This window comes from Spirosoma aureum, assembly GCF_011604685.1.
Taxonomy (GTDB): Bacteria; Bacteroidota; Bacteroidia; order Cytophagales; family Spirosomataceae; genus Spirosoma; species Spirosoma aureum.
Genome location: NZ_CP050063.1, coordinates 2,138,354 through 2,151,734 on the forward strand (window position 1 = coordinate 2,138,354; position 13,381 = coordinate 2,151,734).

The 13,381-nt window shown below is 49.6% G+C and carries 11 protein-coding genes; 7 read left to right on the forward strand and 4 right to left on the reverse strand.

Annotation, left to right across the window (positions count from 1 at the left end; all coding sequences use genetic code 11):
- Positions 1-45: 45 nt before the first annotated feature.
- Both G8759_RS08585 and G8759_RS08590 read left to right on the forward strand, forming a co-directional pair.
- Complete coding sequence (locus G8759_RS08585) at positions 46-1,050, forward strand: NAD(P)H-dependent glycerol-3-phosphate dehydrogenase (protein WP_167207010.1); 1,005 nt, start codon at positions 46-48, stop codon at positions 1,048-1,050.
- A gap of 57 nt (positions 1,051-1,107) precedes the next feature.
- A complete protein-coding gene (locus tag G8759_RS08590; RefSeq protein WP_167207012.1) occupies positions 1,108-1,593 on the forward strand; it encodes an MOSC domain-containing protein in 486 nt (161 codons plus the stop codon).
- A 20-nt stretch (positions 1,594-1,613) separates the two neighbouring features.
- On the opposite strand, the gene G8759_RS08595 is transcribed toward G8759_RS08590, so the two are convergent.
- The 4 genes from G8759_RS08595 to msrA all read right to left on the reverse strand — a co-directional run bounded on the left by G8759_RS08595 (position 1,614) and on the right by msrA (position 5,205).
- Positions 1,614-2,393 carry a peptidase associated/transthyretin-like domain-containing protein gene (locus G8759_RS08595; protein ID WP_167207014.1) on the reverse strand — a complete coding sequence of 260 codons (780 nt, stop codon included), beginning with the start codon at positions 2,391-2,393 and terminating at the stop codon, positions 1,614-1,616.
- Positions 2,394-2,501: 108 nt separating this feature from the next.
- Positions 2,502-3,164 (reverse strand): HAD family hydrolase, encoded by a 663-nt coding sequence (locus G8759_RS08600; RefSeq protein WP_167207016.1) that lies wholly within the window; start codon positions 3,162-3,164, stop codon positions 2,502-2,504.
- An 84-nt stretch (positions 3,165-3,248) separates the two neighbouring features.
- Entirely contained in the window at positions 3,249-4,457 is a 1,209-nt protein-coding gene (locus tag G8759_RS08605) for an MFS transporter (protein ID WP_167207018.1), read from the reverse strand.
- Between the two features lie 88 nt (positions 4,458-4,545).
- Entirely contained in the window at positions 4,546-5,205 is a 660-nt protein-coding gene (gene msrA, locus G8759_RS08610) for a peptide-methionine (S)-S-oxide reductase MsrA (RefSeq protein WP_167207020.1), read from the reverse strand.
- Between the two features lie 178 nt (positions 5,206-5,383).
- Here msrA and G8759_RS08615 point away from each other — a divergent pair, with 178 nt between their 5' ends.
- The 5 genes from G8759_RS08615 to G8759_RS08635 all read left to right on the forward strand — a co-directional run bounded on the left by G8759_RS08615 (position 5,384) and on the right by G8759_RS08635 (position 13,353).
- On the forward strand, positions 5,384-6,232 hold the full coding sequence (locus tag G8759_RS08615; RefSeq protein WP_167207022.1) for a helix-turn-helix domain-containing protein: 849 nt from the start codon (positions 5,384-5,386) through the stop codon (positions 6,230-6,232).
- Positions 6,233-6,564: 332 nt separating this feature from the next.
- Positions 6,565-7,251: an RNA polymerase sigma-70 factor gene (locus G8759_RS08620; protein ID WP_167207024.1), complete on the forward strand. Its 687-nt coding sequence runs from the start codon at positions 6,565-6,567 to the stop codon at positions 7,249-7,251.
- 56 nt (positions 7,252-7,307) lie between these two features.
- A complete protein-coding gene (locus G8759_RS08625) occupies positions 7,308-8,288 on the forward strand; it encodes a FecR family protein (protein ID WP_232074183.1) in 981 nt (326 codons plus the stop codon).
- Between the two features lie 11 nt (positions 8,289-8,299).
- On the forward strand, positions 8,300-11,713 hold the full coding sequence (locus G8759_RS08630) for a SusC/RagA family TonB-linked outer membrane protein (RefSeq protein WP_197933108.1): 3,414 nt from the start codon (positions 8,300-8,302) through the stop codon (positions 11,711-11,713).
- A gap of 20 nt (positions 11,714-11,733) precedes the next feature.
- Positions 11,734-13,353: a RagB/SusD family nutrient uptake outer membrane protein gene (locus G8759_RS08635; RefSeq protein ID WP_167207028.1), complete on the forward strand. Its 1,620-nt coding sequence runs from the start codon at positions 11,734-11,736 to the stop codon at positions 13,351-13,353.
- Positions 13,354-13,381: the final 28 nt, after the last annotated feature.

Genomic DNA, 13,381 nt, shown 5'->3' on the forward strand with positions numbered 1-13,381 from the left:
GCTGGCAAACTTGTCAGGCATTGGCTTTCTTCCGTTCTTTACCCCATGAAAGTATCGCAACCCGTTCGACTGACAATGGTAGGTGGGGGAAGTTGGGCGACTGCGCTCGTCAAAATCCTTTCCGAAAATAACGTCAGTATAAAATGGTGGCTTCGCAAAACGTCTGATGCGGAACACATTAAAAAGTTTGGTCATAACCCCAGCTATCTGAGCGATGTGCAGATCAATACCCGGAAGGTGAAAGTCTGTACAAAAATTCGGGAGGCATTTCGAGATAGTGAGTATGTTGTATTGGCGGTTCCAGCCGCTTTTGTGGCCGATGCCCTAACCGGGATAAAGCCCGAACACTTCACCAGCAAGTGCGTCATATCGGCTATCAAAGGCATGATTCCGGGGGCAAATCAGCTGGTAACCGATTGGGTTAGCGAGCAGTATGGCGTTCCGTCAGAGCGAATGTCGGTTATTGCCGGTCCCTGCCATGCTGAGGAAGTCGCTCTTGAAAAATATTCCTATCTGACCATTGCCTCGCCCGATCCGGCCTGTGCTGACACTGTATCGAACCTGCTCCGCTGCCGGTTCGTGCAGACCACACCTGTCGATGATATTTATGGCATTGAGTACAGCGCCGTTATGAAAAATATCATCGCACTAGCTTGCGGCATTACGCGCGGGCTGGGCTATGGCGACAATTTTCAGGCTGTGTTAGTGTCCAACGCCATGCAGGAAATTAAGCGGTTTGTTGATGCTATTTATCCAAAGCATCGTGACCTGAGTGGCTCGGCTTACCTCGGTGACTTACTGGTAACGGCCTATTCGCCATTCAGCCGAAACCGAACTTTCGGCACCCTGATCGGTCGTGGGTATACCATTCAATCGGCGCAGGCGGAAATGAACATGATTGCCGAGGGTTATTACGCGGTCAAGAGTATCTACGAAATCAACCGCCGATTTAATGTCAAAATGCCGATTGTCGACGCGGTTTATACTATTCTCTACGAAAAAGCTGCGCCAACTACAGAAATGAATGCCCTGAAAGAGTTGTTAACGTAATAGAGCCAGATCGGACGAAAGTGATCGTTGCAGGAATTGGCTCTGTTGTCGTATTGAATGGAGAATATAAAAGACTTATTCAACATATTTCCACGTCCGGGCCGGGTAGAGTGGATCGGCATTCGGCCAGAACGGCGGAACCCCGTAGTCGTTGTGCAATCGGTCGACGTGTCGGAAAAGAAGGGGCTGCTGGGTGATCATTACAGCGGCCAAAGCGGAAATCGTCACGTTACGCTCATTCAGGCCGAGCATTTGCCGGTCGTAGCTGCGCTGACTGGCCGCGACGAACTTGATCCGGGCATCGTTCGTAGAAATCTTGTCGTTTCAGGTATCAATTTGCTGGCGCTCAAAGATCAGCAGATTGAGATTGGTGAGGTAGTACTTCAGGTTACCGGGCAGTGCCACCCCTGCTCCAAAATGGAAACGGCGCTTGGGCCAGGCGGTTACAACGCCATGCGTGGACACGGAGGCATGACAGCGAAGGTGATTCGGGGTGGAACAATACGAGTTGGGGATACCGTCGTCGTGACTAAACCGACCTGATTGATACCGATACGTCTAAACTAGCGCTGTTTAGTTGCTTTGTCCGGATCGGCGGAGAGTTTGCTGGGCCGGTTGAAGCCGTCCCGGTAGCGATTGCGCAGTTGCTGAATGGTATTGATGAGGTCGTAGTCCTGCGATTTGAGCAGAAATTCATCATCTAGATCGCAGAAATCGAAGAAGCGATCGATTTCATCCGCTTTGAGGTTGGTCGACTGTTCGACCAGTAAACGGAACCGTTCGAGAGCCAATGCGTGACGCCGGTCCTGCTGCATGATGTAATACGCCTTTCGGTCAGATTTGGGCCGTTTGGCAAACAATTCATAGAGCAGTGTAACGCCAGCACCATCGGCCAGCCGGTCAAAAGCCTGTTCGCCCGTTACTTTTTTTGAGGCTACGGGTTCATCCAAAAGCTGCTGAATCTCCCGCTTGACTTCTTCATATCGTTTTCCTGTAACCGTAACCTCCGCCAGCTCCACAACGCGGTAAGGCATCGGAGGAAGGGCAAGGGCTGTGATGGTTGGGTTATCGGCGCCGTCGTAGCGAATGCCCGTGCGGTTATACAACTGGCTCGTGAGAATGAGCGAATCGCCGGGTAATACCGTCAGGAAAAAACGGCCGGTTGAGTTCGTTCGGGCCCGTTGCCGAGTCCGTTGGTTAATGACTGTAACCTTGTCAACCCCTTTTTGGCTGGTCTGGTCGACCACTGTGCCAATAACATATTTGCCTTGTGCCCATGCAGAACCCGGTTCAGCGACCAGCGCGGTCAGAATAAGCAGGAGTTGAACGATGAGTTGACGCATAGGGCTTATAAAACAACCTGTGCCACTGCTCAGCGCAATGGCACAGGTTTTACACAGTCAGTACGTAAAGTTACGTTTTTTTTGGTTTCGCCAAGGCGAACTACCGCGTTAAAAAACGTTAACCAGTTGCTGTACCCGATCGAGAGACATTTCCGTAAAATCCCGAATGACATCATCGACAAACGGCCGAAGCTCATCCGGGGTTAGGGTCGTGGCGACCCCAACGACAAAAGCGCCCGCTGCTTTACCGGCCTGAATGCCCGGCATCGAATCTTCAAAGACAACACTATCTGCCGGATCGACCCCTAATTGGGCCATTGCTTTCTGGTAAATTTCCGGGTCAGGTTTGGGATGACTGACCATACTTTCGTTCAGCAGGGCATCGAAATAAGGACGAAGATTCAGCGCATCGATAATAAAGTCGAGGTTTTCGACGGGAGCCGACGTAGCCACCGCTGTGCGAATACCAGCCGCTTTTAACGCTTTCAGAAAGTCGACAAATCCCGCTACAGGCGTGATAACCGGCTGATACAGTTCCCGAAATAATGCTTCCTTTTCGTAAGCTAACTGGAGTGATTCCGCTGCGGTAAGCGTGCGGTCCGCGAATAAGTGAGCGACAATATCGGTATTGTGTTTTCCCGAAACGTATTGAATAAAATCGCTGTCACTCAACGTTTTGCCATAGCGCTGATAATACTCCCGCCAGGCAATTCGGTGGTGTGGATTCGTATCCACGATCACACCGTCCATGTCAAAAATTACTGCTTTCATACTTTGATAGTAAACACCGGGAACGTTTTGACAGCTTATCCAGAGATGATTTCGTCCTGAAAATTGCTGCCCGATGTTTGTCGGTTAAAATAAGTTTACAATACGAGCCAGACCAGCTGAAATGAGGAGCACGACGGCTACAAAGCCCAGGCCATAATACAGGCCAAACGCTTCGGCGACGAAGCCAATGACGGGTGGGCCAGCCAGAAATCCGATGAAGCTAAAGGTAGCAAAGGTAGCTAAACCGGCAGCTGGTGGAATGCCCGGTACGCGCATGGAGGCTGCATACAAAATGGGTGCTCCGAGCGAACAGCCTGCCCCAAGTATGGCAAAGCCAATGAGCGCCGTGGCCGGATAGGGGAGTGCGATGGCGAAGAAAAGGCCAAATGCCGCTAATAAACCGCCAATTTGCAGCCAGCGTTTAGAGCCGATTTTAGGGATTATGGCATCGCCCAGAAACCGTAAACTGGTCATCATCAGTGAAAAACTGCCAAAGCCCAGAGCCGCAATCTGACTGCTGGCCCCAAGGGTTTCGCGCAGATACACCGCACTCCAGTCAAAGGCGGCCCCTTCGCCCATGGCCACTGCCAGACCGATCAGAATCATCAGGAGCAGATCCAGATTGGGCCGTACGAAAGATGATCCCGTTTTTTCGCCGGTTTCGGTCCGACTGCTCGACGGAATCTGAGCCAGCAGCGGCTGAAGCACGAATGTCAGGATCAGGATCAGCCCCGACATGATCGCTACGTGTACCGAAGGCGACACGTGCAAGGCAATAACGGCCCCGGCGATGCCCGAGCCGAGCAGACCCCCCAAGCTCCACATACCATGACAGGACGACATGATGACGATGCCCTGTGATCGTTCGAGGTTGGTTGCACTGGTATTCATGGCCACGTTAATCAGGGCTGCGTTAAGACCCATCAGAAACAAACCGATAGCCAAAATGGCCGGATTTGGTGCATTGAGCGGAATCAGAACTGCTACTGTCAAACCCACCGCCGACCAGAAACATGCTTTCGCTTCGCCTAACCTGGAAATAACCCAACCGGTCAGAGGATTCATAATCAGTAAGCCAACTGGCATGGCAAAGAGCGTTAAGCCCAGTTCGGAGTCAGAGAGGTGTAATTTTTCTTTTACATGCGGTATATGAGCGACCCAGCTACCGAACAGAATACTGTCGGAAGCGAAGACCAGTCCAATCGCCAGGGCGTGCCGATTCAGAAAAAACGTCAACAGGTTGCGGACGAATGGATTCCGGTGCGGCTTATCGATAGAAATCGTTGTATTCATATTGCAAAAATAGCCAGCGATTGCTGGCTATTTTATTAATCTATTATCCGTAACTGATGGTACATTACCTGTTTCAGTTCAAAAAGGGTTAATTCATTGTCAACCCGGTATTATTTTTAAGGTGGCCTGCCATCGCTTTACGTAGTTTTTCGACCTTTGGCAACGAGACCCGCTGGATGTAAGGCTGGTCGGGATGCAGGGAAAAATAATTCTGGTGGTAATTTTCGGCAGGATAGAAAACCTTAAACGATTCAACCTCCGTTACAACTTTACCACTGTAATGTTTCGACTCGTTAACTCGCTTGATGGCGGCTTCAATGTCAGCTTTTTCGGCGGGTGTCCGGTAGAAAACCATCGACCGGTAATCGCGGCCTACGTCTGGTCCCTGGCGATTGAGTGTGGTGGGGTCATGACCAGCAAAAAACGCATCGAGCAACTGTGAATACGTAATGACTTTAGGGTCATAATAAACCTGTACGGATTCAGCGTGACCCGTTTCATCCGTAGAAACCTGTTCGTACGTCGGATTTTTAACGGTGCCACCGGCGTAACCGGAGATGACCTCGTTTACCCCTTTAAGTTGGTTCATGCCTTCATCCAAAGCCCAGAAGCATCCGCCCGCGAATGTTGCCACCGCTTCACCCGCTTTTGGAGTAGGCAGTTTAGCCGGTGTATAATCTTTAGACTGGCCTTGTGCGCAACCCGCCAGTAAGAGTATATTGAGCGCCAATAACTGAATTCGTGTCATGCTGTTTATGATTGGCATTTTGTTGGTTAATAAACGTTTAAAAACAGGTTGCGGTTTCTTTTATGTGTCGTCTGGATAACAAAATCAGTTAAATTGAAGAAGAAAGAAAGCAGAGAACTTAAAGGGAAAGAAATCGGCACTCAATCTCTCTTGGCCTTCATTACACGTTTCCTTCGATATGAAACTCCAATTCGAAAAAATTGAACCCGAAGCGGGTAGTTCGTTCCGGGTTGTGCATAATACAGAGCCGGAAACCTGCCGGGTATACTGGCATTATCACCCTGAATATGAGATTGTTTTTATTCCCAGCGGTGATGGTCAGCGCCGGGTTGGCACTAACGTGTCGCGCTATGAAGGGGGAGAACTGGTATTTATTGGGCCAAACCTGCCTCACCTGAATTTTAGCTATGGTCAGGAAGGTCAATTCGAGGAAATTGTGGTGCAGATGCGTGATAACTTTCTGGGCGAGGCATTCCTGCAAAAGCCCGAATTAAAAGGCGTTCAGCGATTGTTTGAGCGGGCGCACAGGGGGCTTACATTTGGTGGTGATACCAAGCAAAAGGTGGGCTCCTGGCTGGCGCAGCTGCCCGACCAGTCACCATTTGAGCGATTACTGACTCTCCTGCGGGTGTTACAGCAACTGGCCGATGCGTCGGATGTCGAGCCACTCCACGCCGACGGTGTTCGGTTTGACCTGAACCCCAAAGAGCAGGAGCGCATAAATCGAGTTTGTCAGTATGTGGAGCAACATTATACTCAACCCGTTGATGTTCGGGAGGTTGCCGACCTTGCGAGCCTTACAGTTCCAGCGTTTTGTCGTTATTTCAAGCGAATGACGCATCTGACCTTCACCGATTTTGTGAACGAATACCGTGTCAATCAGGCTCGCCGGATGCTTCAGTCATCCCGTACTGTGGCTGATGTAGGCTTTGCCGTCGGGTTCAACAACCTGTCCCATTTTAACAAAACATTTCGCGCCGTAACTGGCCAGACACCGAGCGCTTATCGAAAGGCACTGATTGGGTAGAATCAGAAAAATAGACTATTCGCCGTGAGTACTGTAATCCGGTAATTGCGCTTTCGTCAGGAGCCTGAAGCCGTGCCACGGTTACTCATGATGCGCGAACAAGCCGTGGCACGGCTTCAGGCTCCTGACGAAAGGCTAATAGTATTGTCTATAAATTTACTGGAATATGTAGTGCACTGAGAGTTAAGATTTTAGCTAGAAATGTTGTTGCTCATATTAAACGATTTGCTGTAACAAAGTAGACCTATAAAAATATTTTATTATCTATGTGAGGTAAGCAAGTCCAAACTTGTCTATGTTAAGTACTACCCGCTTATCATAGACAAGTTTGTATGCAGTCAGTACCTTTAGTTAATGACCAGCACCAATCCGACAGCATACTTCCTCTGTTGGTTAGCTATCAATCCGAAATCACAACCAAAGTGACGGATGATGAATTAATACTTCGGCAATTATTTGCACAGGATGCAAAGAAAGGCTGTGCGTTCCTGTTTAGGCGGTATTATACGAATCTGGTCAATCATGCTGTTCGTTTCGTCTATTCAAAGGAGGTAGCCGAAGATTTAGTAGCCGAGGTGTTTACATTATTCTGGCAGGACCGGATTTTTGAACACATTACTACATCGTACCGGGCCTATCTCTACAAAGCCGTTCGGCATAAGGCTTACAATTATCTCCGCTGGGAATTACGCAAATCGGATTCATTGGAACTGGCTGACGATCAATCCATTCCTGCATCGCTGCAACCCGACCAGGTGCTGCATTACAGCGAGCTTCACCAGAAAATCGACTCGGTTATTCAATCCCTGCCTCCCCAATGCCAGCGGGCTTTTCTGCTGAGCCGCATTGAGGGTAAGAAATACGCCGAAATAGCGCAGGATATGCAAATCAGTAGCAGCGCCGTCGAAAAGCTGCTCATCCGTGCCCTAAGCAAACTCCGTCAGGAGCTGAAAACAGAGTGGTTTATATCACTGGTCATGTGGCTGTCTATTGGCCATGCTTTAGGGTGGGTGAGGTAATGTGTGCACAACTTGTCTAACTGGCAAATCAGAAATGAGCTATGGAACCTTCGCTTATGAAAAATATAGTTTTTGATTTTTTTGATGGAAAAGCCACGGCTATCCAACGAAAATACATCGAAGCCTGGCTGGCTGACGAAGCTAACCAGGAAACATACTACCAGTATCTCGATGAGTGGGAAAGTCAGCGGCCCCAATTTGCCCTGGATGCCGATAAAGCGCTGGATTCGTATCAGCAGATTTTACAAGATACCCATCCTCCTGCTTTTCCGCAGCGAATCTTAAAACCTGATCCGACAGTCTGGACACAACATTGGCTAGGGTGGAGTATCGCGGCTTCATTGCTGCTTGTGGGCCTTCTGGGTGCTTTTCTGTTCCGTTCCGAATTATTGAACAAGTCCTACCAGACAGCCTATGGCCAGACGGCTACGTTTCAACTATCGGATGGGACACGGGTTATGCTGAATGCCAATTCCAGGCTAACGGTGCCCCGGTTTGGTTTTGGGAGCGATACACGTCGGGTATTACTGGAAGGCGAGGGCGAGTTCAAGGTTACCCATACTATAACGAATCAGCGGTTTGTTGTTCAAACACCGGCTAACCTTCAGGTAGAAGTATTAGGCACCGAATTCGTTGTTTACGCCCGAAAACGGGGAGAGCGTGTTTTTCTCAACAAGGGTAAAGTTAAACTCCAGTTACCTCAGGGACAACAGCTTTATATGAAACCCGGCAACGTCGTGACAGTGGCTAATTCGGGGCGCTACCAGCTAACACAATCGTCACCTGCGCGTCATTATCTGGCCTGGAAAGATCATTGGTTTTATTTCGACAACACAACACTGGCCGAGATTGCCCGGCAAATTCAGGAGCGGTTCGGGGTGGATGTGGTAATTGCTGATCCTGAACTCGCCCAACGGCGTATTGCGGGCAATTTCAAGGCCGAAAAGGCGGATGATTTGCTGCAAATTTTGTCGGAATTACTGAATCTGGACGTAGTGAGAACCCGGCGTCATATTGAATTAAGAACACTTAACTGACCAAACGAATCATGTCGTATTTACATATACCCAAAATAGGGCTGGTCTTATTCGGTTTACTCTACCAGCAATTAGCTTTAGCGCAATCGGTCGCGCTGGCCCATCAGCAAAGTAAAACCGTACATACACTCCAGGTATTACCCGCAGAGAGCCAAAAGCTGAAAGAAGTACTCACAACTTTGAGCCGCCAGCATCAGGTTAGTATTTTGTTTGAAGAAACGACCGTGCAGGGAATCACGATTCCGGCCGATGCACAGCTTCGCTCGGGTACGTTAGCCAAACAGCTCCAGGCCCTGTTGAAACCGTATGGCTTAACTGTCAAAAAAATCAACGATCAGGCGTATTACATTATCAAAACACCAACCAAAGACAGTCGCTCGGCAGGGAGTACCAGTCAGACCGAAGCGGCTCTTAGACCGTCTATAGAAGGTGGGGTTTCGACCATACAGGCGCTTGGGACTACATTACCCATGGCGACAGTTGCCGACATCCGTGTAAGTGGCCGTGTAATTGGCGAAAACGGGGATGGGTTGCCCGGTGTCAATGTCGTGATCAAGGGTGCTGTTCGGGGCACCAATACAGATGCCGAAGGCCGCTATCAATTGAGCGTTCCCAATGCCGAAACGACACTGGTTTTCAGCTTTGTGGGTTATGCCACCCAGGAGGTTGTTGTAGGTAACCGTACCACAGTGGATATCAAACTGCTGCCGGATAACAAATCATTGAATGAAGTTGTGGTTGTCGGTTATGGTACGCAATCCCGCAAAAACCTCACCAGCGCTATCAGTACCATTAAACCCGAAGAACTGAACCGGGGGGCCATCAGCGATGTAGGGCAATTGTTGCAGGGTAAAGTGCCGGGCCTGAATATTTCGGCCAATGGTGATCCGAACAGTCCGGCAGCGGTTGTCTTGCGGGGCGCATCGACGATTAACAGTTCGCAGGGGCCGTTCTATGTCATTGACGGCGTGCCTGGTGCCGATATTTCGATCATTGCGCCCGATGATATTGCTTCCATCGATGTGCTGAAAGATGCGGCTGCCACTGCCATTTACGGAAACCGGGCGGCCAATGGGGTAATTATGGTCACGACGAAGCGGGGCAAAAAAGGCCAGGCGCAGATCACCTATAGCGGTTATGTCGGGATTGAAAAGGTATCCAGCAAATTGAACATGATGAATGCCGATCAGCTGCGGGCCTTTCTGACGCAGAATGGGCAATCGTTTTCACCGGCCGACGATAAAGGAGCGAATACAAACTGGCAGGATGCCGTTGAGCGGAGTTCGGCCATTTCGCAAAACCACAACGTTTCGATTAGTGGCGGCACCGATCATAGCACCTACAGCGCCAGTATCAATTACCTCGATAAGCAGGGAATTTTGCAGGGTAGCTCGCTGAACCGGGTCATTGCCCGGCTGGCGGTTGAGCAGTATGCCTTTAACGATAAAGTGAAATTTGGTCTGAACGTGACCAATTCGAACAGCAATGCCAACAATACGCCCCTGCGTAATAATGTGCTGTTGCAGATGATCAATCACTTGCCCGTATCGCCTATAACAAACCCGGATGGCAGCTATTTTGAAAATTTTCAGAATACGGGCTACTTCAATCCGGCCGCTATGATTAATCATGCGAAGGACAATACGAAATTCAATAATCTGGTGGGGTCATTAACAACCCATGTACAGCTTCCGTTGGGATTCTCGTATGATCTGAATCTTTCGTACCAGAATTCGACATCCCTGCATGGCGAATCCTACGACAGCTATTTCACCCAGTACAACAGTGCCAACTTCTACAACAATCCTGATCCGCCACTGGTCCACAGCCTGCTGAATTTCGGGACGAATGGATCGGCGCTCAGAAACACGTACCAAACCACGCGCAAGGTGCTGGAAACCTTTTTTACCTGGAACAAAGAATTTGGTGATCACTCCATAAACGCCGTATTGGGTTATTCGTGGCAGGGTAACGTTTCGGGCGATGGCTTTCAGACATCGAGTACCAACTTCCCCGTCGATAACATTGGCTACAATAATTTCGCTCTCAGTAACCCCTATGCGGTGTCCTCTTATCGGGTGAATTTCGGTGTCGACGGTATTTATCAGGAAACACGGTTGATTTCTGATTTTGCCCGCCTGAACTACAACTACAAGGACCGGTATCTGGTGCAGGGATCGATTCGGCGCGATGGTAGCTCGGTATTTGGAGCTAACAATCAATGGGGTTACTTCCCGGCGGTCGGTGCTGCCTGGCGCATTAATCAGGAAGGATTTATGCAGAACCAAAACCTGTTTAATGACCTGAAATTACGGGCCAGCTACGGCGTTACCGGGAACTCGTCGGGATTCAATGCCTACACTGCTCAATTCATATCGGGTAGCCTCGGTACGTATTATTACAATGGTGTTCAAACGGCTGCCTACGGCCCAACTCAGGCTGCCAACCCCAATTTGCAGTGGGAGAAAACGGCCACAACCAATATTGGCCTCGACTTTACGGTCCTTAAAGGTAAATTGAGCGGTACACTCGAATGGTATGACAAGAATACGACCGGTATGATTTATTCGTATCGCGTTGATCCCATTCTGGTGCCGGTCGGTAGCATTATTGCCAACGGGGGGAGTATGAGCAACAAAGGGGTCGAGTTTAGTTTAAGCGCTACTCCGGTCAGCACGTCTAAATTTAGCTGGACAACGGGCCTCAATCTGGCGCATAATACCAACAAAATTACCAGCTTAACGAATCCACTTTTTGTGGGTGGCGATTCCGTTCGGACCACTCAGCCAGAAGGCAATGGGCAAACGGGCAGCACCTTGCAGATTTTAAAGGCGGGAATGCCGTTGGGTCAATTCTTCACGCTTCAGTACGCGGGCAAAAATGACAAAGGTGTTTCGCAGTATGTGAGTCAGAAAGGTGATCTCACCACAACGCCGACGATTGGTACTGATTATAAGTACCTGGGAAGCCCGCAGCCGAAACTACTTGTAGGCTGGACGAATACACTTCGCTATGGCAACTTCGATTTCAACGTGTTTTTCCGGGGTGTTTTTGGGAATAAAATTTTCAACGCTACCCGTGCCGATCTGTTCCGGCCCAGCACCGCGCAGTTTACCAATATTCTGGTCGATGTAGCGGACGAAAAAGCCACTGATGTCAACTCGTTCAAGTACTCCAGCCGGTTCATTGAAGATGGTAGTTATGTGCGACTGGACAACGCGACGCTGGGCTATAATTTCAAAAAACTGGGCCAGTATGTAAAAACCATCCGGGTCTATGCGTCCGTCAATAATGCGTTCGTTATAACCGGCTATAAAGGAATTGACCCTGAAATCAACCAGGGAGGCATTGCGCCGGGCGTAGACGCCAATAACTTCTACCCAAAAACCCGCACCATTCTGGTGGGCCTAAACGCGTCATTCTAACATCATAGCAGACAAAAACAATGAAAAAGCTACTCACTTCCGGCGCGTTTCTGGTACTGCTTGTTTACCTGACTACGGCCTGTCACGATATAAATGTTCCTGTCGATACGGAGCTGACACCTGATATTTTCCCCCAGAATTCGTCGCAGTTTATTCAGGCATCAGGCCCTCCTTACGCAGCTTTGCGGGGTAATTTCGCCCTGGATTATTGGTTCATGCAGTCGCTCAGCAGCGATGAAGCTATCCTGCCCGCCCGCGGTGGAAACTGGTTCGACAACCAAAACTATCGGATGCTGCATTACCACAACTGGACCAAAGACCACGGCTGGACCAATGGTGCCTGGAGTTGGTTATCGACTGTGATTGGTACGTCTAATCAGGCTTTGTCTATTTTGAATCAAACCATACCAGCGGCCACCGCATCGAAACCAACGAACCTGGCCGAGTTGAAAATGGTACGGGCGCTGGCTTATTTCATGATGATGGATCTGTATGGCAATGTGCCTATCGACACGACTTACGGTGATTTTACACCGCACCCGAATGTGCCGCGGGCGCAGGTATTCAGCTTTATTGAAAAGGAAGTAAAAGCAGCAATGCCTTATTTGAGCCGCGTTTCCGGTCAGGCTACTTATGGGCGGGCGAATAAATTCACGGGCTTTAGTTTACTGGCTAAAATGTATCTGAATGCCGAATACTATACGGGCACTCAACGCTATAATGATGCCATCGTTGCCTGCGATAGTGTGATCAATTCGGGACTGTACGCGCTGGAACCCAGATCATCGTACCTCCAGATGTTTTATCCGAACAACGGCCCGCAGATGAAGGAATTCATATTTGCCATTCCATATGATCCGGCCGCCGGGGCAATGACGGGTACCAATGGTATGATGTATCACGCCCGTTATGATGTGCCTCGGTCGGAAACAAAGAAATTCAATCTGCCTTTTACGCCCAGCGCGCCCGAAAGTACATTGCCCGAATATTACGTGAACTTCAACGATGCCAACGATATACGGAATGGCCAATGGCTCACAGGTTTGCAGTTTATGAACGATGGCGTTACGCCCGTAACCGTAACCACGACCAAAAAAGGGTACGACCAGACGTATACGGGTGCCGACGGGGCTGCTGCATACACCTACCAGGTGAATCTGACGCCCGATATTGTGCTTCGGCAGGACGTAGCCACGTATGATTGCGGGAATGACGAAATCGCCTGGAATATGGGCTACCGCAACATTAAGTTCTACCCCGATGCTTCGTCTACATCGCGGAATCAGAATAACGACATTCCGGTTTTTCGCTATTCGGACATTATCCTGATGAAAGCCGAAGCCATTCTTCGCGGGGGCACACCAACCCAGGGCCAAACTGCTCTTTCGCTGGTCAACCAGTTACGAGCTAATCGCACTACAACGGCTGCCTTGTCGAGCATAACGCTGGAAGGTATCTATACTGAACGGTGCCGCGAATTTGCCTGGGAAAGCTGGCATCGTAACGATATGATTCGCTTTGGGAAATATGAAGGGAAATGGGGCTTCAAAACGGATGCCGACGTCAACCACCGCATTTTCCCAATACCAACCTCTGCTTTTACCGTGAACCCGGCCCTGACCCAAAATCCGGGGTATTAGTAGATACGAAATTAATTGCGGACTAGCT